The organism is Janthinobacterium sp. JF4 (assembly GCF_059617925.1).
The window spans coordinates 30963-56563 of the sequence record NZ_JCAQAV010000014.1 but is presented as its reverse complement, the minus strand read 5'-3'; the positions used below and the strand labels follow the sequence as shown (position 1 = coordinate 56563).

Here is a 25601-nt window from a genome sequence, read left to right as displayed (position 1 = left end):
GTGCGGCAATGAGGGCTGGCCAGGGCATTGTTGCGCCCGTGCCAACATCGACAGCCTGCCCGCTCAGGCCGGGTCGTGGTGGCCGGCGCAGGCGTGCACGGTGGTGGCAACGACGGCGCCAGCGGCATTGCAGTCGGCGCAGCGGCCATACAGGGTCAGTTCGTGGCGCTCGACGACAAAGCCTTGCGGCGCCATGCGCTTCAAGTCGCCCGGGCAATCATGCACGTCGAACACGCGCTGGCAGGTGGTGCACTGGAAATGGTGGTGGTGGTGATTGGCGGCCGTGTTCGACTCATAGCGCGGGTTTTCACCCGGCAAGGTCACCACGTGCACCTTTTCTTCCAGCACCAGGGACTTCAAGTTGCGGTAAACGGTGGCGATGCCCAGTTGCGTCACTTGCAAGCTGGCCTGTTCGAGGATTTCCTGCGCCGACAAGGGGCGCTGAGCCGACTCGATGGCGGCTTGAATAGCGGTTTTTTGACGTGTTGTGCGTTCCATAGCCGACAGAATACACCATCCGACTATATCTACCGTCCGGAAAAACTGTCACACAGTAATGATAATGGGTTATCATTATCATCTTAGGGCAGGCAATTTGACTATCACGCGCTGCCCCAACCCTGCCAACACCGATAGCCGATAAGGAACCTTGCCCATGTCCGTCCGTCCTCACCAACCCACTCCCCTCGCGCTGGCCATCATGCTGGCCTTTGCCGCGCCCGCCAGCGCCCTGGCGCAGCAGGCGACAACCTTGCCTGCAGTCACCGTCTCGGCCAGCGCGCTGGCCCTGGGCAGCGACGACATGAGCACGCCCGTGACCGTACTCGAAGGCGAGGCACTGGTGCGCGCCCGCGAGGCGACCCTGGGCGAAACCCTGGCCGGGCAGCCCGGCATCACGTCCAGCCATTTTGGCGCCGGCGCCAGCCGTCCCATCATCCGCGGCATGGATGGCCCGCGCGTCAAGGTGCTGTCCGATGGCGCCGAAGTGCAAGATGCCTCGACCATCAGCCCCGACCATGCTGTCGCGGCCGAACCGATGCTGTCGGAACAGATTGAAGTCTTGCGCGGCCCGTCCGCGCTCGCATATGGCGGCGGCGCCGTCGGCGGCGTCGTCAATGTGATCGACAAGAAAATCCCCACGCGCGTGCCGGCCAAAGGCGTTGAAGGCAGCGCGGAAGTGCGCGCCAACTCGGCGGCGCGCGAAAAGGCGGGCGCCTTTGAAGTGACTGGCGGCTCCGGCAACATCGCCTTCCACGCGGAAGGCGTCAAGCGCGACGCCAAGGAATACAAGGTCGGCAGCGGCTGGGAAGGCGGCTCGAAAGTGGCCGGCAGCTACAACGAGACGGACACGGGCAGCGTAGGCGTGTCGTGGGTGGGGTCACGCGGCTTCCTGGGCCTGGCCTTCACCAGCCAGCATGCGGAATACGGCTTGCCTGGCCACAACCACGAATTCGCGAGCTGCCATCCGCATGGCACGCACCTGCATTGCGGCGGCCACGAAGGCCACGACCACGGCGATGAAGAAGAACATGACCACGACCACGAACATGGCGCCGTGCCGTACGTGAAACTGAAGAGCGAACGCTGGGACGTGCGCGGCGAATTGCGCGATCCCGTGCCAGGCTTCGCCAAGCTGCGCCTGCGCGCCGCGTTCACCGATTACAAGCACGATGAAATCGAAGGCACGGAAATCGCCACCACGTTTAAAAACAAGGGCCACGACGCGCGCCTGGAAATGGAACACCATCCCGTCTTCGGCTGGCGCGGCGTGGTCGGCCTGCAAACGTCGAAGCGCGACTTCTCCGCCCTGGGCGAGGAAGCCTACGTGGCGCCGACGGTAACGAAAAAACACGCGGCCTTCCTGGTGGAAGAATACAAGCTCGATCAATGGCGCTTCGAGGCAGGCTTGCGCCACGAATGGCAAGACATCACGGTCGACAGCGCCACCTTGCAAGACCGCAGCGCCAAGGGCACCTCGATCTCCCTGGGCGCCGTGTGGAAATTCGCGCCGCAGTACTCGCTCGGTTCGACCATTTCCCGCACGCACCGCCTGCCCAGCGCCGAGGAACTGTATGCGCACGGCGTGCACATGGCCACGGCCACGTATGAGCTGGGCAATCAAAACCTGGGCAAGGAGACGTCGAACAATATCGACTTGACCTTGCGCAAATATGCGGGCGCCACGACCTTCTCGGCCAGCGCCTACCGCAACAAGGTGGACAACTATATCTTCGGCTCCACGCTGGACAGCCACGAAGGCTTCCAGCTGATCCAGTACGCCCAGCGCGATGCCACGTTCACGGGCGTCGAAGGCCAGATCCGCCAGCAATTGAACCCCATGTTCGGCGCCAGCGTGTTCGGCGACTATGTGCGGGCCAAGCTGGCCGATGGTGGTGGCAACTTGCCGCGCATCCCCGCCCAGCGCGTTGGCGTGAAATTCGATGCCAACTGGCAGGCGTGGAGCGGCGTGGCCGAGTTCTACCGCGTGGGCAAGCAGGACAAGGTGGCAGCGTTCGAGACGGCAACCCCTGGCTACAACATGCTCAACCTCTCAGCCAACTACGACACGCGCATCGGCACGACGCCGGCCCAGTTCTATATCAAGGCCAACAACCTGACGAATGAACTGGCGTACAGCCATACCTCGTTCATCAAGAATGCGGCGCCGTTGATGGGGCGCAATGTCACCGTAGGAATGCGCGTGACTTTCTAAGCTGTTTGAAACGTAGGTCGGCTTAGCGCGCAAGCGCGTAAGCCGACAACACCAATAACGTCAACAATGTTGTCGGATTACGCGGGGCTTTGCCCCGCTAATCCGACCTACGCCATGGATGGAATAATATCTATCCTGTCCGTACAAAACCCATCCACGCCCCAGGCCAGCAGTTCGCTGGCCCGTTCCGGGGTGTTGACGGTGTAGCAAAACAATCCCAATCCCTCCCCTTTGACTTCCTGCGCCAGCGCGCGCGTCAGCTGCCGGTGGTCGCAATGGAGCGCCACCACGTCCAGTTCCTTTGCCTCTTGCGCCCAATCGGAAGGTATCGCTTCGACCAGCCAGCCGCGCGCCAGTTCCGGCGCCGCCTGGCGCGCCGCCTGCAAGGCTGCGATGCTGAACGATGACAGCAGCGGCAGCAATTCCCCGGCGGCGATTTCCACTGCAAAATAGCCTAGGGTGGCGCGCGCCACCACCGTGCCGGTCTGCACGTCGCAGCCGGGCGCCGGCTTGATTTCGATATTCATCCAGATGCGCTGCGCCTTGCAATACGCCACCACGGCGTCGAACGTGGGCACGCCTTCGCCGGCAAACTGCGGGCCGAACCAGGCGCCCGCTTCCATCGCTCCCAGCTGCGCGGCCGTGTAATCGCTGATATGGCCGCTGCCGGCCACGGTGCGCCCCAGCTCGGGATCGTGCACGACGACGGGCACGCCGTCGGCCGCCAGCATGACGTCAAATTCCACGGCGCGGTAGCCGTAGGCCAGGCCGCAGCGCAGGGCAGCCAGGGTGTTTTCAGGCGCCAGGGTGCCGCCGCCGCGGTGCGCCAGGGTGCGTGGATAAGGCCACATGGTATTCCTTTATCATGATGAGGTTGTCGACCAAGACGTCCTGCCATCATCGCGTGCAAGCGCCACCCTGTAAAGGACGCGATCAGGCGATTGGCGCCGCGTCCGCCCGGTTTCGTCGCAACGCCGTTGCGCCTGCATGCAGAGCCGCCCATAATTGCCGCATTACCAACCCGAGTGCCCATCCGAAAGCGGTCCCGCATGCACACCACCGACACCGCCCCCCGCAAGAAGGGCTTTCCCTACCGGCGCCTGCTGGCCGATGCGCGCTATGCGCTGCTGCTCAACGTCCTGTGTGCCCTCTTCATCACCTACGTGCTGAGCGGTGGACAAAGCTTCTGGCTCAACTTGCTTGCGTCCATGTGTATCGGCGGCATTGCCTTCCTGCTCATCGACGGCATCCGCCTGGCGTGGTGGGGAGAGGGACGCCGCCCGCAAAGGCTGCCCTTCACTGCCCTCATCATCGTCAGCGCCGCCGTGGCGCAAGTAGGCGGCACCATGCTGTTCGGCTGGCTGGCCAATATCGACGTTCCCGCGCCCATTGCCATGTCGCCCCGCAACGTCAGCATGACGGTGTTCACACTGGCGGCGGCCAGTGCGGCCATCCTGTTCTTCAGCAGCCGCGAAAAAATCGCCCGCCTGCAAATGGAAGCGGCCCAGGAAAAGGCCCGCGCCGAATCCGTGGCGCGCCAGGCCATGCAGGCCCAGCTGCAGCTGCTGCAGGCGCAGATCGAACCGCACATGCTGTTCAACACCCTGGCCAACCTGCAAGGCCTGATCAGCTTTGACCCTGAGCGCGCCCAGCTGCTGCTCGACCAGCTGATCCAGTATTTGCGCGCGACCTTGAGTTCCTCGCGCGCCGAGTCCACCACCTTGGAGCAGGAGTTTTCGCTGATGCAAGCCTACCTGGGCCTGATGTCGATCCGCATGGGCGCGCGCCTGCGCTTTACGCTGGACTTGCCCGAGGCTATGCGCCAGATCAAGGTACCGCCCATGCTGCTGCAGCCGCTGGTGGAAAACGCCATCCAGCACGGCCTGGAACCGAAGATCGAAGGCGGCCACGTCCACGTGCAAGCCTCCACGGACAGCGGCGTGCTGATGCTGACCGTCAGCGACGATGGCCTGGGCCTCGACCATCCGGGCCAGACCAAGGGCACGCACCTGGGCGTGGCGAATATCCGCGAACGCCTGCGCGCCATGCATGGCGATTGCGCCAGCCTGTCGCTGGCCGCCAACCATCCGGCAGGCGCGACCGCCCGCCTGACACTTCCCCTTCCACCCACCATCATGAGTCCCCTCGCATGAGCCAACACAGCCCACACGCGCCACGCGCCCTGATCGCCGAAGACGAACCCATCCTTGCCGCCGCCCTCGCGCACGCCTTGCAGCGGCTGTGGCCGGAACTCGACATCGTCGCCACGTGCCCCAATGGCGTGGACGCCTTGCGGCAAGGCCTGGCGCTGCGGCCCGACATACTATTTCTCGACATCAAAATGCCAGGCAAGACGGGGCTGGAGGCGGCCGAGGAGCTGGCCGAGCAGTGGCCCGCCGACACGCCCTTCCCGCACATCGTGTTCGTCACCGCCTACGACGACTATGCGCTGGCCGCCTTCGAGCACGCGGCCGCCGATTACGTTCTCAAACCCGTCAACGATGCGCGCCTGGGCAAGACGGTGGAACGCCTGCGGCAGCGCTTGCGCGACAGCGCTGTAGTCACGGCAACTGCAGCTCCGGCGACAGCTGCCACAGCGCCTCCAGCAGCGCCGCCAGCCGGAACCGCCGGCGACGACAACATGGCCCGCCTGTTGAGACAACTGCAAGCCATGCTGCCCCCCGCGCCGCGCCTGCAAATGATACGGGCGGCCGTCGGCAACAGCGTGCGCATGATCGCCCTGGCCGACGTCGTGTATTTCGAGGCGCTGGACAAATACATCAACGTCGTGTGCCAGGACAGCGAAGCGCTGATACGCACGAGCCTGAAGGAGTTGCTGCCCCAGCTGGACCCGCAACAATTCTGGCAAATCCACCGGGGCACCATCGTCAACGCCAGCGCCATCGCCACGGCCGTGCGCGACGAGGCCGGCAAGCTGTCGCTGACCCTGCGCCAGCATCCGGCGCAACTGCGCGTCAGCCCGCTATATGCCCATCTGTTCCGCCAGATGTAAAACGGTTACAACACCTACCAAGAACTTTGACAGCGGTCGATGCCGTTTGCAACATCACAAACGGCATGAGGGGAGCAATACAAGGTTTTGATAGGTGTTCAATGCAACTGGTGCTTCAGGTCCGATAGTTCATCGTGCACCTTGAGCACCGCGCTCTTCATTTCCGGCGTGACGCTGGCCGCCGTGCCGCAGGCCCGCTTGGCGCGGTCGCCCAGCGATTCCATCTGGTCAACGGCTTGCCGGATGCGCGCATCGTCCTGCGCGTCAATGGCTTGCCGCACGGCGCTCTTTTGCAGGTCCAGCTGATGGATGCAATCCTTCAATTCCATCGGCATGCCCTGCTGCTTGCCACACAGCTGGGCGGCCTGGCCGATCGCGTGTTCGATGGCGCCAAAGCGCCTTGCCACTTCCTTTACTTGCATCATGATGTTCCCCTGTTCGCGTGGTATCCGGGTTGGATCGCCAAGCTGGCACTGGGTTCCCCGCCGCGCCCACATAGCAGGACTCAGCCCACCGCTTCGCGCGCCCCCAGCGGCTGCAAATGGCGCAGGCGCAAGGCAATCAGCACGCCGCCACCCAGGCACAGGCCCAGCATGATGATGACGCCCGTCCAGCCGTCGAAGCCCCACATCATGCCCGAGGCGGACCCGATCAGGCTCGAGCCCAGGTAGTAGAACAGCAGGTAGAAGGCCGAAGCCAGCGCCTGCGGCGCGCGGGCGCGGCGGCTGACCCAGCTGCTGGCGATCGAATGCGAAGCAAAGAAGCCGAAGGTGGCCAGCGCCATGCCGATGACGATCAGTGGCAGGGAATCGAACAGGGTCAATAAAATGCCGGACAGCATCAGCGACAGCATGATCCACAGCACGCCCCGGCGCCCCAGGCGGTCCACCAGGCGGCCCGCCCAGACGGAACTGAAGATGCCGATCAGGTACAAAAAGGCCAGCAAGCCGACCGTGCTCTGGCGCAAGCCGAAGGGCGCGGCCAGCAGGCGGTAGCCGATGTAGTTGTACAGGCTGACGAAACAGCCCATCAGCACGAACGCCAGGCAGAACAGCCACGGCAAGCCTTGGTCGGAAAAGTGCTGTTTTATCGCGTGCGGCAAGGCGTTCCAGCCTTTTGTACTGGGCACGAAATTTTTCGACGCCGGCAGGCTGCGAAAGAATTCCGCCGCCGCCAGCACCCCGGCCACGCCCAGCACGCCCAAGGCCCAGCGCCACGAGAGGAAATCGCTGAGCATGGAAGCGACCAGCCGCCCCGACATGCCGCCAAACGCGCTGCCGGCGATGTACAAGCCCATCGACAGGCCCAAGGACGGACCCTCGATTTCCTCGCCCAGGTACGCCATGGCCACGGCCGGCATGCCGCCCAGGGCAATGCCCAGCGCGGCGCGGATGGCCAGCAGTTGCGCATAATCCTGCGCGAAGGCGGACAAAATGGTGAGTATTGCGGCGGAAAACATCGACGCCACCATCAGCGGTTTGCGCCCGACCCTGTCCGAGACGGCACTCAGCAGTACCAGCGAGATGGCCAGCAGGCCGCTGGACACGGACAGGGACCAGCTGCTTTGCGCCGGCGTCAGATGAAACTGCTGCGACAGCAGCGGGAACAGGGGCTGGATGCAATACAGCAAGCTGAAGGTGGAAAAGCCGCCGAAGAACAGCGCGCGGTTGCTGCGCTTGAATTCGATGGAACCCTTGGCGATGGCTGTGCGCGGAGCGGGAACGGGCGTGGCGGAGTGGGCAGCAAAGGCGAGCGATGAATCAGACATGGCCGTGTTTCGGAAAGGAAGCGAGTCTTCATGTTAGGATTGCCAACTCATATCGTCCAATATATATTCAAGGCCCAACTCATACTTTAAAACGATTACTGGACAAACATGGAACTGCGCCACCTGCGTTACTTTGTCGCCGTCGCCGAGGAATTGCACTTCACGCGCGCGGCCGAGCGCCTGCACATCGGCCAGCCGCCGCTGAGCCAGCAGATCCAGGCACTGGAAGGAGAATTGGGGGCGCAGTTGTTCGAGCGCAACAAGCGCTCCGTGCGGCTGACGCAGGCTGGTGCGCTGTTCCTCGATGATGCGCGGCGCATCCTGGCCTTGGCGGAACAGGCGGCCGTGACGGCGCGCCGGGCGCAGCGGGGGGAAGCGGGCGAGTTGCGCATCGGCTTTACCTTTTCCACGCCATTTACGCCGTATTTCGCCACCGTCATCAACCGCTACCGCCAGCAATTCCCGCACGTCACATTGACCCTGCATGAAATGGCGACCCTGCATCAACTGGAAGCGATCTCGGGCCGGACGATGGACCTGGGTTTCGTGCGCCCGCCGGAAACGACGTATCCATCCGATATCAAGCTGACGCAACTGCGGCAAGACCCGCTGTTCCTCGTGCTGCCCGTCGCCCATGCGCTGGCGGCAAAACAGGCCATCGCGATTGCCGACATGGCGGGCGAAGGGTTTGTGATGTATCCGAAGGATGCGGGCACGGGGATTTATCCGCAGATCTTCCGCCTGTGCAAGGCAGCAGGCTTCGTGCCCCAGGTGGCGCAGGAAGCGGGCGAAGCGTCGACCATCATCGGCCTGGTGGCGGCCGGCTGCGGCATTTCCGTGCTGCCCGCCTCGTTCGACCGCATCCGCATGGATGGCGTGTGCTACCGCCCGATCGCCGACCCGCAGGCGACCACCAGCTTATTACTTGCACAACGAGAAGAAGAGACGTCGCCGCTGGTGGCGGCATTCGTGAAACTGGCCGAGGAAGCGGCCATGGAAGGGGGAGCGTAGGCTGCAATGTCGGCTTACGCTGCGGCGATGCCGCAGCTAAGCCGACCTACGGGACGCGCGCCGGCGTAGGTCAGATTAGCGGTGGCGCAGCCGCCGCGTAATCCGACACGCAGAATCAGGAATAATCCGCATCCAGCTCCGAACCCGCGTAGTTTTCCAGGTCCTCGAACAGGCTCTTCATGCTGGCCCGCGTGAGGATTTTATGCACGACGGTGCAGCTGCGGCGGTACGAGGCGATGCGGTCGAGCAACACGGGATGGTGCTGCACGGGCACCTTGGCCACCAGGGCGGCCCAGCCTTCCTCGAAGTCGGGCTTGTTCTTGCGCACGGAACGCACGAAACGCTCGAACTCCTTTTGGCCCGTGCGCGCGACGATGCGCCCGCCCCCTTCGATGGCGAAGATGATGGCCAGGGCGATGACGCCCTCGGCATTCAAGTCGCTGTCGCTGACGGGGCCGTTGTCATGGTGGCGGCGCAGCCAGCTGGCCAGGCGCACGACGGCTTGCACTTCCTTGCGCTGTTGCAACTGCAGCGCATACTTTTCGTAGCCGGCCCAGTTCTGATTCGGGTCGGCCTGGCAAATATCGATGAACAGCTCGCGCAGGCGCCGCTGCAGGTAGACGGGGTCCTGGTCGTATTCGCCGACGAGGGCGTCTTCCGGCAGCTGCGACAGTTCCTTGATCAGGCGAAAGCCCACCTGGAACGCGTGCTCGGCGCCGTGCTCGACGAGGAAATCGAGGGCCGCCTGGTCGCCTTCATGCGTGACGGCCTGCTCCAGGCCCAAGGACACGCCGCCCACCGTCAGGTACAGCGCTTTCTGGATGCCGTCGGCCGTGCGCTCATTCGTGAACTTTTCGGCCACCATGGCCGTGATGCCCGTCAATTCATCGGCCAGGTCCAGCGCCGCGTCCTCGCGCGGGTCGCCCGGCAACAGTTTGATGGCGCGCACGAGGCGCGGAAGATTCTCTACAACAATTGCTGGCAGCATTAGACGTTCCCTGCTTTCATTACGAGAAAATGCCCGTGCCCAGGCTGCGGCGCGTGCTGGAGCGCGGCGCGCTGCGCGTGCTCGGCACTTGCTTGCGCAGGCGGTACAGCAATTCCTTGGTACTGCGCTGCAACATGGTCGGCTCTTCGTCCGGGTCGTCCGAATATTCGGCATCGGCCAGGTCGGCGCTGTGGCGGAAGTCGGGGAACAGTTCGAACAGCGAGCGGTCCCAGCCGTCTTCATTCGCTTGCGCCAGCTCGATGGCCAGCGGCACGACGTCATTGTCGGACGAAGTCACGCCCGTCACATACGGGCCCTTGATGACGATTTCGCCCGCCACTTCGAGGATTTCCTTCGGCGCCATCGAGAACAAAATGGCGAACGCCGTGGCGCCCCAGTCGGTGGCGGACGCTTCGAGCAGCAGCTCGCGGCGGCGCTCGGCATCGTCGGTGGAAAACACCACGCCGTGGATGTGCGCGAACAGGGACTCGGCGATGCGTTCCGGATCATCCTCGATCTGGTCATCGCTCCAGGTAGCGGCGATGAAGGCCAGGCTGTCAGCCCAGGCTTTCGGCGGCACCAGCAAGGTGGCCAGCGACATCTTGCCGCCGTCGAAGCCGGCCAGGTGCAGGGCCGTCACTTGCGGCGGGATGGCATTGAGCACTTCCACCACGGCAAGATCGCCGTACTGGTCGGCCGCGTCGGCAAACGCCTGCTCGGCGTGGCCCAGCGAACCGGACAGCACCAATTCCATGACCTGCTTGGTCAGCGCGGGCAGGTTGCTTTTTTGTTCGGCATTTTGATCCTTGTTATCGGCCATGGTCATCTCCATCCTGGTCAAACATCTGGGCGAAATCGTCGGTGGCTTCGTCTTCGTCGTGATCGTCGTCGCCGTCGTCATTGGCGGCCAGCTGGTCGAGCGACTGGTCGTCGTCGTCCCACAGGCGCGGATTCTTGTGCAAAAAGGCCGTGATGATGGCCTGGCGCGCCAGGTCGGGGAAGCTCTCTTCGATGGCGGCGTACATCTTCGCCGCTTCCGGCGCGGCGCACGCAGCCATGGAAAACACGCGGGCCGGGTCGCCGAACTCGTAGTCTTCGCTTTCGGCCAGCAAGCCTTTCGGGTCGCTGAAGGTGATGTGGTCGACCAGCGCGAAGGCCAGCATGTTCACGTCTTCGATGCCGCCGCCGCTGGCGTACTCGCTGACCAGCGCGTCGACCATGCTTTTATAGTTCTTGCGGTTTGGCGGATCGCCGAGGATGCCATCGATCTGGCCTTCCAGCTCGCGCGACTGATACGCGAATTCAGGGTGTACTCTTCTCATGCTGTGCTTTCCAATGTGATGCGCGGTACTTTTACATAAAAGCAAAAGCACCATTGTTTGTTGTTTTTCAAATCATTCAGGCTGGCCGGGCAGCCGCCTGCAGGCTTAGTCTGCCGGCAGGACGGTGCCATGCAGGCGAAACACGCCGCACCACAGGGCATACGCTTCCGCTTCCGGATCGATGATGATGCGGTGGTTCACGCTCTGGTCGTATTCGGCGCGCTTGACCGGGTCGGCCAGGATTTCATACGCCTTGGTGACGCTCTTGAAGCGCGCCTCGGCGCCGGGGGCCTGGTTGCGGTCGGGGTGGAAACGCATGGCCAGCGAACGGTAAACCTTCTTGATTTCATCGTCGCTGGCATTGGGCGCGACACCGAGGACGTTATACAAATTTTCCATCAATGGCTCCGGGGTCACGTTTTGTTTGCTAATGAAAGGCAGATTATCCTATAGAACGGCGCCCGCGTCGCTTGCATGCTGGGATATGGGGGCAAATACGTGCTTATAAAGCGCTTGCGGTACGGTAAAATGCTTTTTACTGTCACTCTTCCGCATTGATCAATGAGCAACGATAAACCGAATACCGCCGCGCCAGCGCTGGCGCCCAATTTCTTGCGTAACATCATCGAAGCCGACCTGGCTGCCGGCGCCCACGTGCGCCCCGGCCTGCCTCAGGTGATCACGCGTTTCCCGCCGGAGCCGAACGGCTACCTGCACGTGGGCCACGCCAAGTCGATCTGCGTCAACTTCGGCCTGGCACGCGATTACGCCGGCCAGTGCAACCTGCGCTTCGACGATACCAATCCGGCGAAGGAAGAGCAAGAATACGTCGACACCATCATGGACAGCGTGAAATGGCTGGGCTTTGACTGGGAACCGAAGCATGCCGATGGCCAGAGCCACCTGCACTACGCGAGCGACTATTTTGACCAGCTGTACGCGATGGCCGAATACCTGATCACGGCCGGCTTTGCCTATGTGGACAGCCAGAGCGCCGAAGACATGGCCGCCAACCGGGGCAATTTCGGCCAGGCCGGCAAGAATTCGCCATTCCGCGACCGTCCGCGCGATGAATCGCTGGCCCTGTTCCGCGCCATGAAGGCGGGCCAGTTCAAGGATGGCGAGCACATCCTGCGCGCGAAGATGAGCGAAGATGCCATGAGTTCGCCGAACATGAATTTGCGCGATCCGGCCATCTACCGCATCCGCCATGCGCACCACCACCGCACGGGCGACGCCTGGTGCATCTATCCGATGTACGACTACACGCACCCGATCTCGGACGCGCTGGAAAACATCACGCATTCGATCTGCACGCTGGAATTCCAGGACCACCGCCCGTTCTACGACTGGCTGCTGGAAACCCTGGCCGCCGGCGGCTTCTTCCAGCAACCGGTGCCGCACCAGTTCGAATTCTCGCGCCTGAACCTGACGTATATCGTCACCAGCAAGCGCAAGCTGCGCCAGCTGGTGGAAGAGCAGATCGTCGACGGCTGGGACGACCCGCGCATGCCGACCCTGGTAGGCATGCGCCGCCGCGGCTACACGCCGGAAGCGATCCAGCTGATGTGCGAACGCACGGGCGTGACGAAATCGGACGGCTGGATCGACTACAGCGTGCTCGAAGGCTGCCTGCGCGAAGACCTGGACCCGAAGGCGCCGCGCACGGTGGCCGTGCTGCGTCCGCTGAAACTGATCATCGACAATTTCCCCGAAGGCGAAAGCGTGGAATGCACGGCGCCCGTGCACCCGCACTTCCCGGAACGGGGCGTGCGCACCTTCCCCATCTCGCGCGAGCTGTGGATCGAGGAAGACGACTTCATGGAAGTGCCGAACAAAGGCTATTTCCGTCTGTATCCGCCCATCGACGACAAGCCCGGCAGCAAGGTTCGCCTGCGCTACGGCTACGTGATCGAGTGCACGGGCTTTGACAAGGATGAAAACGGCAAGGTCATCGCCGTGCATTGCACCTACTTCCCGGACAGCAAGTCGGGCACGGAAGGCAGTTCCAATTACAAGGTCAAGGGCAATATGCACTGGGTCAGCGCGCCGACGGCCATTCCCGCCGAAGTACGCCTGTACGACCGCCTGTTTACGGACCCGCAGCCGGACGCGGGCGGCAAGGACTTCAAGCTGGCCCTGAACCCGCTGGCCAAGGAAGTGGTGCAAGCGTGGCTGGAGCCGGGCGCGGAACTGGCCCAGCCGGAACAGCGCTTCCAGTTCGAGCGCCATGGCTATTTCGCGGCCGACAGGGTCGACAGCCAGCCTGGCAAGCCCGTCTTCAACCGCATCGTCACCCTGAAAGACAGCTGGCAGCCCGCCAAATAAGGCGCCGGACGAGCCACGAAAAAAACCGCTGCGGCGGTTTTTTCGTTTCAGAGAGAAATATTGCGTGTTGACTATAATAACGATAATTTTGTATATTAGGCAGCTATTGAGCAATTTGCAATGTTAATGGTGCTTGTACAACGCAGCCTAGCCACCGCCACCAGGCGGCACCCGATTCCTCTTCCTGATGCGGATGGCGATGTCTTCTACTGCCGGCGAATACCCTTTATCTGCTGAAAAAAGACCGCTGTGGCTGCTCGGCTTTGCGATGTCGCTGATGGTCGGCCTGCTGTTCTACATGGCCGCTTCGCTGTCGATCGAATACGATGCCAGCGAACTGTTCAACAATCTGGCGCGCAATACCCAGAAAAACATCGAATCACGCGCCAGGTCGTATGCCAACCTGCTGCGCGGCACAGCCAGCCTGTTCCACGCCAACGAACACGTGAGCCGCGAGCAATTCCACCGCTACGTGGCAAACCTCGGCTTGCAACAAAACTACCCGGGCGTGATGAACCTCAATTACAGCCAGGAACTCGACGAGACGCAGCGCGCCGCCTTCGAAGCGGCCATGCAGCGCGACTATCCAGCCGGGCGCGACGGCTATCCGGCATTTGCCATCCATCCGCCCCCACCGCGCGCCCATTATTCCGTGCTGCTCTATATCGAGCCGATCGCCAGCGCGCCCGAAAAATTCGGCAATGACATCGCCTCGCGCCCCCTGATCGCCGAAGCGCTGGCGCAGTCGCGCGATTCCGGACAGATCAGCAATTCCGGCGTGCCCGTGCCGATGGAAGGCCGGCCACAATTGACGGGCATGGCCATGCGCCTGCCCGTGTACCGCTTCGGCATGCCGACCGGCACGCTGGAGCAGAGGCGCAAGGCGTACCAGGGGTCCGTCGGCATGGGCTATGACCTGGTGTCGATGATGCGCAGCGCGCTGGCCGACATGCCGGTACGCAACGTCCGCCTGACCCTGTTCGACATCGGTCCGCAGGCGCTTGAACAGCCGGACTTGCCGCTGCAGCTGCCGCACGACATGCGCCCCATCTTCGACAGCACGGCGGCGGGCATGCATGCGCCATGGTGGCAGCCCGGCAGTTCGGGCCGTTACCTGAGCAGCACGCTGCTGATCAAGCACAATGGCCGCGTGTGGCAAGCGCTGTTCAGCGTGCGCAAGAGCGACCTGTATACGCGCTTCGAAGCCTTCCTGCCGTGGCTGGCCCTGCTGATCGGCTTTGCCAGCAGCCTGCTGCTGTATGTGCTGTTTCATACCCTGGCGTCGTCGCGCCGGCGCGCCATCCAGATGGCGACGGGCATGACGGAGGAACTGCGCGCCAGCCAGATCCGCCTGCAACTGTCGCACCAGAAACTGCGCCGCCTGGCGGCCCACGCCGACCAGATCAAGGAAGAAGAGCGCAAGCGCATCGCGCGTGAAATCCACGACGACCTGGGACAGAACCTGCTGGTGTTGCGCATCGACGCCGACATGCTGGCCTCGCGCACGCAGCGCCGCCACCCGCGCCTGAACGCCCGCGCCCGCTCGACCCTGGAGCAGATCGACGCTACCATCAAGAGCGTGCGGCAGATCATCAACGACTTGCGCCCTACCGTGCTGGACCTGGGCGTGAATGCGGCCGTCGAATGGCAAGTGGCGCAATTTCGCCAGCGCACGGGCATCGCCTGCGAAGTGAGCGAAAGCCATGACGACATTTGCCTCAGCGATCAATGCGCGACGGCGCTGTTCCGCATCCTGCAAGAGTCGCTCAGCAATATTTCCCAGCATGCGAATGCCAGCCGCGTACAGGTCAAGCTGGAAAAGTGCCGCGATACGGTGTCGATGAGCATCAGCGACAACGGCGTGGGTGCGGCCATCGACGGGCGCAACAAGCTGGGCTCGTTTGGCCTGGTGGGCATCGAGGAACGCATCAAGTTGCTGGGCGGCACTTTTTACATTGAAAGCAGCCCCGGCGCAGGCATGAGCGTGCACGTCAGCGTGCCGCTGGGCGCGGACGCCACCGCGTTTCCCTACCAGGAAGAAAGCCGGGCCAGCGGCTGACAGGCGCGCACCCGCTTCAATCAAGCTCAGCTTGCATATTTCGTAATTAGATGCAATATTGATGTGGAACAACTTAGCGCCTGTCCGCCAAGGGCAAGGCATTCCTCGACTACTTGCCAGGAGTACACACCCGCCCCTTTCCCCCCTGTTTCACCGTATTTCCCACAACGCTCTTTACTAAAGGACATTCATGGATACGAACGACAGTTTCAAGGCAATTGCCGATTTGAATTTGGACGCGATCAAGGTCAAGCTGATGCACCGGGAGTCAGGCGAAGGATGGAGCCTGGAGAAGGCGAATGCGGTGGAATTCGAATACCGCCGCTTCCTGATCCTGATGAAACAGTTTCCGGAAGAGGAAACGGCGCCTTTGATGGACGTCGATACCTTCTGGCACTACCACATCCTCGACACGCTGAAATACGCGGCGGACTGCGAACAGGTGTTCGGCTACTTCCTGCATCACTTCCCGTACATCGGCTTGCGCGGCGAAGACGACGAAGCGGCGCACCATCGCGTGGGCGAGCGCATGAAGCAGCTGTATGAACAAACGTTCGGGGAAGATTACATCCGTGCAGAAACGGCGTATTCGGGGCGCGCCGTGCAGGCGGCGTATTCGGGGCGTGCGGTACAGGCCGCGTATTCGGGACGGGCGGTGCAGGCCACGGCGTACTCGGGCCGGGCGGTGAAGACGGCGTTTTCCAGTGCGGCGGTGCAGGCGACGGCGTATTCGGGCCGCGCGACCGGGGCTGCCAGCACCGCATTTTCCAGCGCGCCTGCCTCACTGGCTGCGGCGGTGGTCAAGTCGTCCACGACTGGCCTGGAAATGGGGCGTTTCTATGTCGATCGTCCGGTACTGAACCGCGACCCGCAATAGAAAAGCGGAAAACAGCTGTGGCTGCCGCACGCGGCAAGCCTGACTTACCCAGACGGCACCTCTCAGTTTGCCGTCTGTCAGGCGCTCTTAGGCAGCCATCAACTCGCGCAATTCACGAATGCTGAAATCGCTGATTTCATGCATGCGGATGAGGATCGTGGCGCCGATCGGCAAGGTGTTGTGACGAATCTTGCTGATAACAGGCGGCGCCACTTCCAGAGCTCGCGACAGGGCGGCATCATTTTTCAGTTGCAGCTTGTCGATGATCGCGTCGAGGACGCGATTCGGGTTGTAGGTAGGCAAAGAGGTAATTTGTTTGAGAGACATGATCGAAAATCCGTACTTGTTGTATTAGAGCAATAAGAAACCAGATGTCTCTTCTGCAATAATTCAGGGTAAACACACTAAAAAGCGCCATCACTTATGCGGCTTTTACGCCACAAACAATATAATACACGCTATTGTTGATTTTTGCGTAACTTAAAGCGAAATTGTGATAATTGAAGAGAATTGACGCACTTGGAATGTGCTAGAGGATAACTCAAATCGGGAAAATTTGCTGCACGTCATCAATTTTTACGATGAGCAACACCGCTATGCATGAGCCAGGCTATGGCCATGAGGGTGCTCAGGCGGGCCATATCCGCAGACAAATGCCAACCTTGCGCGGCCACGCCGGCAGGGGCGGCAAGCAGGCAAGTGCCTGAACATGTATCCACGCGGCACCAGGCCAGCTGCCGGCGAATTTCTTCAGGCGGTGGCGGTGGCTGCAGCGCATGTTCGCGGCCGCGCATATAGGCGCGCACCTGTTCCTTGCTGGGGTGACTCGCAGTTCGCATGGATCGCTCCTGCTGACGGAAAACAGCGTCACGCTAATTAGATGCAGAGCCTAGATGCAGAGCCCGCCACAAAGAACCAAGACGCGTGACGACATTGCTCAGCATATCGCCAGTTCGCCATGCTGCCCATGCGTTGCATCAAATGGCCAAGCCCCGGCATTGCGCCGAAGCCCATGCTGCCCCACGGCCTGGCGGCCGGCGGCCCGGCGCCCCGTCCTTATTTCTTTTGCTGGCGCACGCGTTGCTGCTGTTTTTCCTGCGTTTGCTGGCGATTCTGCTTGCGCTCGAACAGGGTGACCGCGTCTTTCTTGGCTTGCTCCATGGTACGCATTTCCTCATGCGCATCGTGCGGGACAAAAAATTCGGCGTCCTGCGCCGCCACGACCAGCTTGATGGCGGCCTCGTCGTCGAGGTCGTACAGTTCCGTCAGGACAGTGGTGACCTCGTCCAGGTATTCTTCGTAAGTGAGGGTGCTCATGCGGTATTCCTTAAGTGAATGGCGCACCGCCGAAACGGCGCGCTGCGCGCCGGCCCAGGAAAGTGCGCAGATAACCGGCCATTTTACCCGATGCCGGCGCCATCGGCGGACAGCGACCGCAAGGCATCGGCCACGCGCGCGTAGCGCAGGCGCACGCCCAGCTCGCGCTTGAGGCGCGTGTTGTGCAGGCGGCGCGATTCTGACATGAACGACAGCAGCATCGGCGTGACCACTTGCCGCAGCTCGGCACGCGGCAGGCGCGGCGGGCGCGGCAAGCCGAACGTATCGGCCACGGCATCGAAGTAGTCGGCCATTTTGAGTTCGCTGTCATCGCTGGCGTGATACACGCGTCCCGGCTTGCCGCGCCACAAGGCCCGTTCGATGATGCGCGCCAGGTCATCGGCATGGATATGGTTGGTGTACACATCGTCGCTTGCCGCCAGGGCCGGCGTGCCTTCGCGCAAGCGCTTCAGCGGCAGGCGGTCCTGCGCATAGATGCCGGGCACGCGCAGGATGGCCACGCTGGCGCCACGGCGCGCGCCCCAGCCCCGCAAGACCTGTTCGGCATCCACGCGCCGCTTCGCGCGCGCATTCACCGGCGCAAGCTGCCGCGTTTCATCGACCCAGGCGCCAGCGCAATCGCCATATACGCCGCTGGTGCTCACATACACCATGCGCGCATGCTCGGGTAAAATGGCGGCCAGATTGCGCGTGCGCTGGTCCAGCAAGCCAGACGACCGGGGCGGCGCCAGGTGCACGACCATGGTTGCCAGTCGCGCCAGCCGTTTCAGGCTGGCGCGGTCGTCGAGGTTGGCCACGATGGGCACGGCGCCGGCCGCCCGCAGCTGTGCGCAGCGCGCCGGCTGGCTGGTGACGGCAAAGACGCGAAAACGCGTACGCAGCAGGGGCAGCAGCCGCATGCCGACGTCGCCGCAGCCCAGGATCAGCAGGCGCGGCAAGCCCACCGGCTTGCGCAAAGAGTGCATTAACATATTTTTCATCTCAAGGATTGTATGACTTTTCAAATTACTGTTCAGCCCAGCGGCCACCAATTCAGCTGTGAAGCGGACGAAACCGTCCTGTCGGCGGCGATACGCGCCGGCGTCGGCCTGCCGTACAGCTGCAAGAGCGGCGCCTGCAGTTCCTGCAAGGGCAAGATCGTGTCCGGCAGCGTACAGCATAAGCCATACCAGGCCCGCTCCCTGACGGAAGATGAAGCGGCCGCCGGCTACTCGCTGCTGTGCTGCGCCGTGCCCCAGGGCGACCTGGTGGTGCAGGCGCGCGAAGTGGCGGGCAGCAGCGATTACCCGATCAAGAAAATGCCGTCGCGCGTGACCACCATCGAGAAAGTCGCGCCCGACGTCGTCGTGCTGACCCTGCAGCTGCCAGCCAGCGAGCGCCTGCACTACCGCGCCGGACAGTATATCGAAATCATGCTGCGCGACAACAAGCGCCGCAGCTACAGCATGGCCAGCGCGCCCGTCGAAGGCGGCCCCGTGAGCCTGCACATCCGCCACATGCCGGGTGGCCTGTTCACCGACCAGGTCTTTGGCAGCATGAAGGAGCGCGATATCCTGCGCTTCGAAGGCCCGATGGGCACCTTCTTCCTGCGCGAAGATTCCGACAAGCCCGTCGTGCTGCTGGCCTCGGGCACGGGCTTTGCCCCGCTGAAAGCCATCGTCGAGCACATGATCAACGAGCAATCCCCGCGCCCGATCACCCTGTACTGGGGCGCGCGCCGTCCGCACGATCTGTACATGGACGCGCTGTGCCGCCAGTGGGCTGCCGACTTGCCGCAGTTCACCTATGTGCCCGTCGTCTCGGACGCCTTGCCGGAAGACGCGTGGGAAGGCCGCACGGGCTTCGTGCACCAGGCCGTCATGGCCGACTTGCCCGACATGTCCGCGTATCAGGTGTATGCCTGCGGCGCGCCGATCGTCGTCGAGTCGGCCAACCGCGATTTCGTGCAACTGTGCCAGCTGCCAGCCGACGAGTTCTACGCCGACGCCTTCACCACGGAAGCCGACCTGGCCAAGTAAGCGTCACCTTCCAGACAGCGGGGCGCTGCTGGCGCGGCGCCCGCTGCCGCCACCGCCCTACCCCGCTGTTCCCTGGAAATGTCATGTCTCTCGCCTCTGCCGGCAACGGTTTCAGTATCCTGCGTCACCGCAACTTCGCCTGCTATCTTTCCGCCCGCGTGCTGGGCACGGTGGCCGTGCAGATGCAAAGCGTGGCCATCGGCTGGCAGGTGTACCAGATCACGGGCAGCCTGTTCGACCTGGGCTTGATCGGCCTGGCGCAATTCGCGCCCTTCCTCGTGCTGATTCTGCCCGCCGGCCACGTGGCCGACCGCTACAACCGCCGCAACATCATCGCCTGGTGCCTGGCCGCGCAACTGGCTTGCGCGCTGGCCCTGCTGGCGTTTACGTTAAGCAATATTTCCATCGTCTGGCCCGTGTTTGCCGTGCTGGTGCTGTTCGGCAGCGCGCGCGCCTTCATGATGCCGGCCACGCAAGCCGTGCTGGTGAACATGGTGCCCACGCAACACTTCAGCCGCGCCGTCGCGCTCAGCTCGTCGAGCTCGCACGTGGCCATCATCCTGGGCCCGACCCTGGGCGGCTTGCTGTATTACTTCGGCCCCAAGGTGGTGTATTTGATCTCGTCCGCGCTGCTGGTGGCGTCCGTCTTGCTGATGCGCGCCACCACGCCCGCGCCGCAAGTGGTGAAACGCGAACCCGTCAGCTGGCATACCCTGCTCGAAGGCTTGCGCTTCGTCTGGTCGAAACCCATCGTGCTGGGCGCCATTTCGCTCGACCTGTTTGCCGTGCTGTTCGGCGGCGCCACGGCCCTGCTGCCGGCGCTCGCGCATGACGTGCTGCATATCGGCCCCGGCGGCCTGGGCTTGCTGCGCACGGCACCGGGCGCCGGCGCCGCCCTGTGCTCGATCGCGCTGGCCATCTTCCCCATCACGCGCCGCGTGGGCGCCTGGATGTTCGGCGGCGTGGCCGTCTTCGGCCTGGGCACCCTGGTGCTAGGCAGCACCAGCTATTTCCCGCTGGCCCTGGCGGCGCTATTCCTGATGGGCGCCGGCGACATGGTCAGCGTCTACATCCGCCACCTGCTGGTGCAGTTCGAGACGCCGGACGAGATCCGTGGCCGCGTCAGCGCCGTGAATGCCGTCTTCATCGGCGCCTCGAACGAACTGGGCGAATTCGAATCGGGCTTGACGGCCGGCTGGTTCGGCCTGGTGCGCGCCGTGCTCTTCGGCGGCGCCGCCACCCTGGCCGTGACGGGCATCTGGGCCGTGCTGTTTCCCGTGCTGTCACGCATGGACCGCTTCCCCCACCACGAGAAGGAAGCGGCCGCCAGGACGGCCACTGCGGCAAGCGCATAAGGACTAAGATGCACTATCGCCACTGACGACACGGCACCATGAAAATCACGCTTCCCTTGCACAGCTTCATCCGCAGCCGTCCCCACCTGAGCATGGCCACGGCCATCGGCGTGGCGGCCGGCCTGCTGCTGCCCGCATCCTGGCAAGAGATGACGCGTCTGCTGACGGCATGGAATGTCGCCGTCTGGTTCTACCTGGCGACGATGGCCTGGATGATGATGCGCGCCAACCATCACAAGGTCAAAGCCATGGCGGCGCGCCAGGATGAGCGGGCGACGACGGTGCTGTCGGCCCTGTCCGTCGCATCCGTGATGAGCCTGGTGGCCATCGTCTCGCAGCTATCCTCGATGAAAGACATGGCGCCGGACGAGCGCGCGCTGCACTACGGCCTGACGATCCTCACCCTGGTCGGCTCCTGGTTCCTCGTCGGCACCCTGTTCTGCTTCCACTATGCCCACCTGTATTACCAGGCCGATCCCGCAGTGCGCCCCCTGAAGTTTCCCGACGACGAGCAAAACCCCGATTACTGGGATTTTCTGTATTTCTCCTTCACCATCGCCGTGGCCGTGCAAACGTCGGACGTGGCCGTGCAGACGCGCGTAATGCGGCAGATCGTGCTGGGGCAATCCGTGCTGAGCTTTTTCTTCAACCTGGTCGTGCTGGGCCTGTCGATCAATATCGCCGCCGGCCTGATCAATGGGTAAGCCACAGGGAAAAAGAATTCCGCAGGGAAACTTGACCTGGCTGAAGGGTTAAGCTCATCTTAATCGTGCGCCCCCTCTTGAAATACTGCAAAGAGGAGTAAGATAAGTTCCATGCACGAGGTAATGTGCATAAGGAAGCAACCAGGCCGCAGCACGCCTGAGATGGGTTTTTTTTGAATTGACAGGAGTAAGCATATGCAAATCAATATTCATACCGACAGCACCATCGCCAACACCGCTGGACTGAACGAACATGTGCAATCCGTACTTGAAAGCGCACTGAACCGCTTCCGCGATAACCTGACCCGCATCGAAGTCCACATCAGCGACACGAATGGCCCAAAAGGCGGCGCCGACGATATCCGCTGCGTCATGGAAGCACGCGTTGCTGGCTATCAACCGATTGCCGTGACCGAACAGAACGCCACCGTGCATCAAGCCGTTGCCGGCGCCACGGACAAACTGAAACGCGCCATCGATAGCGCCCTGGGCCGCCTGCAAGACAGCAAGCGCCACGCCACCGGCAAGAATGCCGTGATCGATACGGCCGAAGCGGAAGAAACCGCCGAGTAATTCCCCACCCGCAGGATTTCCAGAGACTGAGGCAGCCGTTCAAGGCTGCCTTTGCACATCCGGCCCGCCTTTCGCGCGCGGCAACAACAATAGTAAAACCACAAACATTTCAGCTGATTGACACGCCAATGAAATAATTGTCGTATTTCTCACAGTAAGTGACCTCAAGCAAGCCTTTGCCGTTACGGCCAAGGCCGCTTTACGCTATCATGAAGCTACCGGCCCTCTGCTCGCGCGCGCCGGCTTTTTGAAAGTATGATTGTGGAACAGATCGGCAACTTCGGCGCTTCAGGCTGCAACATCGGCGATTTACAGCTATTTCGCGATGGGGCGGATAGCCAGACGGCCGCCATGCTGGCGCCCTGCCCCGTCATTCGCCTCGAAGCGGGCGAAGCCATTGCCGACACACAAGGTGCCAGCCTGTACATCGTCTTGCGCGGTTCGCTGGCCGTGGCCGCCGACATCCACACGGGCATGGATGACGGCACCGTCAGCAAGGTCTTGCCCGGCGAAAGCGTGGGCGAACAATCGGTACTCGATGAAGCGAGCAACCTGGCCGCCATTTCCGCCCTGGAAGAAACCGACTTGCTGGTGATCGACGCGGCCATCGTCTGGGAATTGATCGAGCAATCGAACGGCTTGGCGCGCAACCTGCTGCGGCTGCTGTCCTTCCGTATCCGCGCCGCCAATGCCCTGCTGCGCCGCCGCCAGAAACTGGGCGAGTTCTACCGCCAGTTGTCGATGGTCGACAGCCTGACGGGCTTGTACAACCGCGCCTGGCTGACCGACTTGCTGCCAAACATGATCGTCACGGCCCACGCCAGCGCCTCGCCGCTGTCGCTGGTGATGATAGACCTCGACCATTTCAAGCGTTTCAACGACACGCACGGCCATCAGGCGGGCGACCAGGCGCTGCGCATCGCCGCGCAAGTGCTGGGCGCAGCCCTGCGGCCGACGGATTTTGCCGTGCGCTATGGTGGCGAGGAAATGATGGTGATCTTGCCCGATACCAACGAACACGTGGCCCTGCGGGTCGCCGAGCGCCTGTGCGAGCGCATGCAGCAAGCCGTCATCTTCGCCGACATGCGCAGCGCGTTGCCGCACATCACGGGTTCCTTCGGCGTGGCCAGCCTGGCGGCAGAACAGGACGACGAGGCGCTGATCGCCGCGGCCGACGCGGCGCTCTACCGGGCAAAAGCCTCGGGTCGCAACCGGGTCATGCTGTAGCTCAGGCAGCCTTGCTGTCGGCCGGCTTGTTTGCCTCCGGCTTGGCGGCGTCACCCTTCTTGCTGCTGTGCGCGGCGATGAAGTCCGCATAGCCCTTCTGCACCAGTTCATACGTCTTGTCGATATTGCCGGCGATATCGCCACCCAGCACTTTCAAGCCCTCCAGGATATCGCGCGCTTCCTTGAAGCCTTTTTCCATGCCGCCGCTGATGGTGTCCATGAACTTGGTCAGGGCCGTATCATCGTCCAGGCCGGGATTCTGTTTCTTGAAGGCATCAAAAAATCCCGTCGACAGCGATACAATGCGGTTCGCCGTCGCTTCGGCGCTGTTATCCTGCGAGGCCGCATTCTGGATCGCGTCCTCGCCGTACTGGCCCTTCAACGCTTCATTGATGTTGGTGATGGCTGTCTTGTACAGCAGCGCCAGCGGCTCGTTCTCGGAACCGATCGACACGCTCAGCGAGGCTTGCATGATGGATGCGTTCAATTGCAGCTTGCTGCGGTCGTTAACGCTCATTTCAGCGTTGATGCCATCCTTTTGCTGGACTTTATCGTCCTTGCCGGCAACGCCCGTACTGACGGAAGTCACGGAAGGGGTGGAATTGCCGCTTGCGGCGATGGGAATTGACACGATAGACCTCCTTGAACGGGCAATGTATGCCACCATGCGGGAAACGCGATGATGACCATCCTCTCGTGTAGTATCGGCAGGTTTTCAGAAAACTGTAGCAGCGGCCATTTTTACGGGCCCGGATAACCAATCAAGTAACGACCATCAATGACTAACCAGACCTTTCTTTGGCACGACTACGAAACCTTTGGCGCCCAGCCGCGCCGCGACCGCCCGGCCCAGTTCGCCGCCATCCGCACGGATGCCGACCTCAACGAGATCGGCGAACCGGTCATGCTGTATTGCCAGCCTGCCAATGATTTCCTGCCCGACCCGCAATCGTGCCTGATCACGGGCATCACGCCGCAGCAATGCCTGCAGCGGGGTGTGCCCGAGCACCAGTTTGCCGCCGCCATCGAAGCAGCCTTTTCGGAGCCGGGCACCATCGGCGTAGGCTACAACACCATCCGTTTCGACGATGAAGTCACGCGTTTCCTGTTCTGGCGCAACCTGATCGACCCGTATGCGCGCGAATGGAAAAACCATTGCGGCCGCTGGGACATCCTCGACGTGGTGCGCATGACGCACGCGCTGCGCCCGGAAGGCATCGCATGGCCGAAGCGCGACGATGGCCAGACCAGTTTCAAGCTGGAACACTTGAGCAAGGCCAATGGCCTGGTGCACGAAGCGGCGCACGATGCGCTGTCCGACGTGCGCGCTACCATCGCCCTGGCCCGCCTGATCAGGCAGAAACAGCCGAAACTGTTCGAATTCTGCCTGGCACTGCACAAGAAGGACAGGGTCGCCAGCGAAATGGGCATGCACCTGGCCGCCAGCGAGCGCCAGCCCTTCCTGCACGTGTCGGGCATGTTCCCCGCCGAACGGGGCTGCCTGGGCGTCGTCTGGCCGCTGGCCACGCACCCGAGCAATAAAAATGAAATCCTCGTCTGGGATTGCGCCTACGACCCGCGCGAACTGTTTACCCTGGATGCCGACACGATCCGCACGCGTTTGTTTACGCGCAAGGAAGCCATGCCGGAAGGCATGACGCGCCTGCCCGTGAAAAGCGTGCACCTGAACAAGTCGCCCATGCTGGTCGGCAATTTGAAAACCCTGTCGCCGGCCATGGCCGCGCAATGGGGCATCGATGTGGACGCGGCGAAAGTCAACGCCCAGCTGGCCGCCACGGCGCCGAACATGGATGCCATCTGGGCCGAAGTGTTCCAGCGCCCGGGCGCGCATGTCGCGCTGGACGTGGATGAGGATTTGTACAACGGTTTCGTCAGCAACGACGACCGCCGCCTGCTCGAGTCGCTGCGCCGCGAAACACCGGCCAAGCTGGCCACGACCCGTCCGTCGTTTGCCGACGAGCGCCTGCAGGAATTGCTGTTCCGCTACCGCGCCCGCAATTTCCCGCACACCTTGAGCGAAGCGGAAAGCCTGCGCTGGGAGCAACATCGCGCCGCCCGCCTGTTCGATGGCGACGGCGGCGCCCGCACCATCGAAATGCTGTTTACGGAAATCGACGTGCTGTCGGAATCCGTCGATGAGCGGGGGGAAGAGATATTGGGAGAGCTGTACGATTACGTGGAGATGGTAGCGCCCATGCGCGACTGAAAGTCGGGTAGGTCGGATTAGCGGGGCAAAGCCCCGCGTAATCCGACAACATTGTTGGCACGAGCGTGGTAGTGTCGGAT

At 62.6% G+C, this 25601-nt stretch carries 25 protein-coding genes; 13 read left to right on the top strand and 12 right to left on the bottom strand.

Translation table 11 applies throughout. The features are described 5' to 3' along the window. Positions 1-63: 63 nt before the first annotated feature. Positions 64-498: a Fur family transcriptional regulator gene (locus tag AC54AF_RS13235; RefSeq protein WP_496636904.1), complete on the bottom strand. Its 435-nt coding sequence runs from the start codon at positions 496-498 to the stop codon at positions 64-66. A gap of 157 nt (positions 499-655) precedes the next feature. On the opposite strand from AC54AF_RS13235, the gene AC54AF_RS13230 reads away from it, so the two are divergent. Beyond that, the gene (locus tag AC54AF_RS13230; RefSeq protein ID WP_496636903.1) at positions 656-2713 is read left to right on the top strand and encodes a TonB-dependent receptor domain-containing protein; all 2058 of its coding nucleotides are present in this window, start codon (positions 656-658) and stop codon (positions 2711-2713) included. 107 nt (positions 2714-2820) lie between these two features. On the opposite strand, the gene ugpQ is transcribed toward AC54AF_RS13230, so the two are convergent. Continuing rightward, positions 2821-3564 (bottom strand): glycerophosphodiester phosphodiesterase, encoded by a 744-nt coding sequence (gene ugpQ / locus AC54AF_RS13225; protein ID WP_496636902.1) that lies wholly within the window; start codon positions 3562-3564, stop codon positions 2821-2823. Positions 3565-3762: 198 nt separating this feature from the next. Here ugpQ and AC54AF_RS13220 point away from each other — a divergent pair, with 198 nt between their 5' ends. Together AC54AF_RS13220 and AC54AF_RS13215 are read left to right on the top strand one after the other, a co-directional pair. Continuing rightward, positions 3763-4866: a sensor histidine kinase gene (locus tag AC54AF_RS13220; protein WP_496636901.1), complete on the top strand. Its 1104-nt coding sequence runs from the start codon at positions 3763-3765 to the stop codon at positions 4864-4866. Next, positions 4863-5726, top strand: a complete 864-nt coding sequence (locus AC54AF_RS13215; protein ID WP_496636900.1) for a LytR/AlgR family response regulator transcription factor — start codon at positions 4863-4865, stop codon at positions 5724-5726. Before AC54AF_RS13220 ends, AC54AF_RS13215 begins: the two co-directional genes overlap by 4 nt. Positions 5727-5824: 98 nt before the next feature. On the opposite strand, the gene AC54AF_RS13210 is transcribed toward AC54AF_RS13215, so the two are convergent. Then, positions 5825-6151, bottom strand: coding sequence for a hypothetical protein (locus AC54AF_RS13210; protein ID WP_496636899.1), 327 nt, complete (start codon positions 6149-6151; stop codon positions 5825-5827). An 80-nt stretch (positions 6152-6231) separates the two neighbouring features. Continuing rightward, a complete protein-coding gene (locus AC54AF_RS13205; protein ID WP_496636898.1) occupies positions 6232-7494 on the bottom strand; it encodes an MFS transporter in 1263 nt (420 codons plus the stop codon). Positions 7495-7602: 108 nt separating this feature from the next. Between AC54AF_RS13205 and AC54AF_RS13200 the strand changes: the two genes are divergently transcribed. After that, positions 7603-8505: a LysR family transcriptional regulator gene (locus AC54AF_RS13200; RefSeq protein ID WP_496636897.1), complete on the top strand. Its 903-nt coding sequence runs from the start codon at positions 7603-7605 to the stop codon at positions 8503-8505. A 115-nt stretch (positions 8506-8620) separates the two neighbouring features. Here the strand turns inward: AC54AF_RS13200 and AC54AF_RS13195 are convergent, their stop codons facing one another. The 4 genes from AC54AF_RS13195 to AC54AF_RS13180 all read right to left on the bottom strand — a co-directional run bounded on the left by AC54AF_RS13195 (position 8621) and on the right by AC54AF_RS13180 (position 11214). Further along, positions 8621-9493, bottom strand: coding sequence for a hypothetical protein (locus AC54AF_RS13195; protein ID WP_496636896.1), 873 nt, complete (start codon positions 9491-9493; stop codon positions 8621-8623). A gap of 19 nt (positions 9494-9512) precedes the next feature. Further along, entirely contained in the window at positions 9513-10313 is an 801-nt protein-coding gene (locus tag AC54AF_RS13190; RefSeq protein WP_332860696.1) for a hypothetical protein, read from the bottom strand. Continuing rightward, positions 10303-10815: a hypothetical protein gene (locus tag AC54AF_RS13185; RefSeq protein ID WP_101484147.1), complete on the bottom strand. Its 513-nt coding sequence runs from the start codon at positions 10813-10815 to the stop codon at positions 10303-10305. The genes AC54AF_RS13190 and AC54AF_RS13185 overlap by 11 nt, the downstream gene beginning before the upstream one ends. Positions 10816-10920: 105 nt before the next feature. Beyond that, entirely contained in the window at positions 10921-11214 is a 294-nt protein-coding gene (locus AC54AF_RS13180) for a DnaJ domain-containing protein (protein ID WP_096234166.1), read from the bottom strand. A gap of 162 nt (positions 11215-11376) precedes the next feature. Between AC54AF_RS13180 and AC54AF_RS13175 the strand changes: the two genes are divergently transcribed. The 3 genes from AC54AF_RS13175 (at position 11377) to AC54AF_RS13165 (ending at position 16079) form a co-directional block, all read left to right on the top strand. Continuing rightward, a complete protein-coding gene (locus tag AC54AF_RS13175; protein WP_496636895.1) occupies positions 11377-13143 on the top strand; it encodes a glutamine--tRNA ligase/YqeY domain fusion protein in 1767 nt (588 codons plus the stop codon). 199 nt (positions 13144-13342) lie between these two features. After that, positions 13343-15202, top strand: coding sequence for a CHASE domain-containing protein (locus AC54AF_RS13170; protein WP_496636894.1), 1860 nt, complete (start codon positions 13343-13345; stop codon positions 15200-15202). A gap of 190 nt (positions 15203-15392) precedes the next feature. Continuing rightward, complete coding sequence (locus AC54AF_RS13165; RefSeq protein WP_496636893.1) at positions 15393-16079, top strand: glycine-rich domain-containing protein; 687 nt, start codon at positions 15393-15395, stop codon at positions 16077-16079. An 87-nt stretch (positions 16080-16166) separates the two neighbouring features. Here the strand turns inward: AC54AF_RS13165 and AC54AF_RS13160 are convergent, their stop codons facing one another. The 3 genes from AC54AF_RS13160 to AC54AF_RS13150 all read right to left on the bottom strand — a co-directional run bounded on the left by AC54AF_RS13160 (position 16167) and on the right by AC54AF_RS13150 (position 18397). Next, positions 16167-16406 carry a hypothetical protein gene (locus tag AC54AF_RS13160; RefSeq protein ID WP_029496207.1) on the bottom strand — a complete coding sequence of 80 codons (240 nt, stop codon included), beginning with the start codon at positions 16404-16406 and terminating at the stop codon, positions 16167-16169. A gap of 729 nt (positions 16407-17135) precedes the next feature. Further along, positions 17136-17396, bottom strand: coding sequence for a hypothetical protein (locus tag AC54AF_RS13155; protein ID WP_496636892.1), 261 nt, complete (start codon positions 17394-17396; stop codon positions 17136-17138). Between the two features lie 83 nt (positions 17397-17479). Continuing rightward, a complete protein-coding gene (locus tag AC54AF_RS13150; protein WP_496636891.1) occupies positions 17480-18397 on the bottom strand; it encodes an SDR family oxidoreductase in 918 nt (305 codons plus the stop codon). 12 nt (positions 18398-18409) lie between these two features. Between AC54AF_RS13150 and AC54AF_RS13145 the strand changes: the two genes are divergently transcribed. From AC54AF_RS13145 to AC54AF_RS13125, 5 genes are all read left to right on the top strand, one after another. After that, a complete protein-coding gene (locus AC54AF_RS13145; RefSeq protein WP_131688397.1) occupies positions 18410-19435 on the top strand; it encodes a 2Fe-2S iron-sulfur cluster-binding protein in 1026 nt (341 codons plus the stop codon). A gap of 83 nt (positions 19436-19518) precedes the next feature. After that, positions 19519-20790, top strand: coding sequence for an MFS transporter (locus AC54AF_RS13140; RefSeq protein WP_131688398.1), 1272 nt, complete (start codon positions 19519-19521; stop codon positions 20788-20790). Positions 20791-20828: 38 nt separating this feature from the next. Continuing rightward, complete coding sequence (locus tag AC54AF_RS13135; RefSeq protein WP_496636890.1) at positions 20829-21494, top strand: DUF1345 domain-containing protein; 666 nt, start codon at positions 20829-20831, stop codon at positions 21492-21494. Between the two features lie 195 nt (positions 21495-21689). Then, positions 21690-22067 (top strand): HPF/RaiA family ribosome-associated protein, encoded by a 378-nt coding sequence (locus AC54AF_RS13130; RefSeq protein ID WP_131688400.1) that lies wholly within the window; start codon positions 21690-21692, stop codon positions 22065-22067. A 261-nt stretch (positions 22068-22328) separates the two neighbouring features. Next, positions 22329-23294: a GGDEF domain-containing protein gene (locus tag AC54AF_RS13125; protein WP_496636939.1), complete on the top strand. Its 966-nt coding sequence runs from the start codon at positions 22329-22331 to the stop codon at positions 23292-23294. A 1-nt stretch (position 23295) separates the two neighbouring features. On the opposite strand, the gene AC54AF_RS13120 is transcribed toward AC54AF_RS13125, so the two are convergent. Beyond that, entirely contained in the window at positions 23296-23925 is a 630-nt protein-coding gene (locus tag AC54AF_RS13120; RefSeq protein ID WP_496636889.1) for a DUF5610 domain-containing protein, read from the bottom strand. 147 nt (positions 23926-24072) lie between these two features. Here AC54AF_RS13120 and sbcB point away from each other — a divergent pair, with 147 nt between their 5' ends. Beyond that, on the top strand, positions 24073-25521 hold the full coding sequence (gene sbcB / locus AC54AF_RS13115) for an exodeoxyribonuclease I (RefSeq protein WP_496636888.1): 1449 nt from the start codon (positions 24073-24075) through the stop codon (positions 25519-25521). Positions 25522-25601 lie beyond the last annotated feature (80 nt).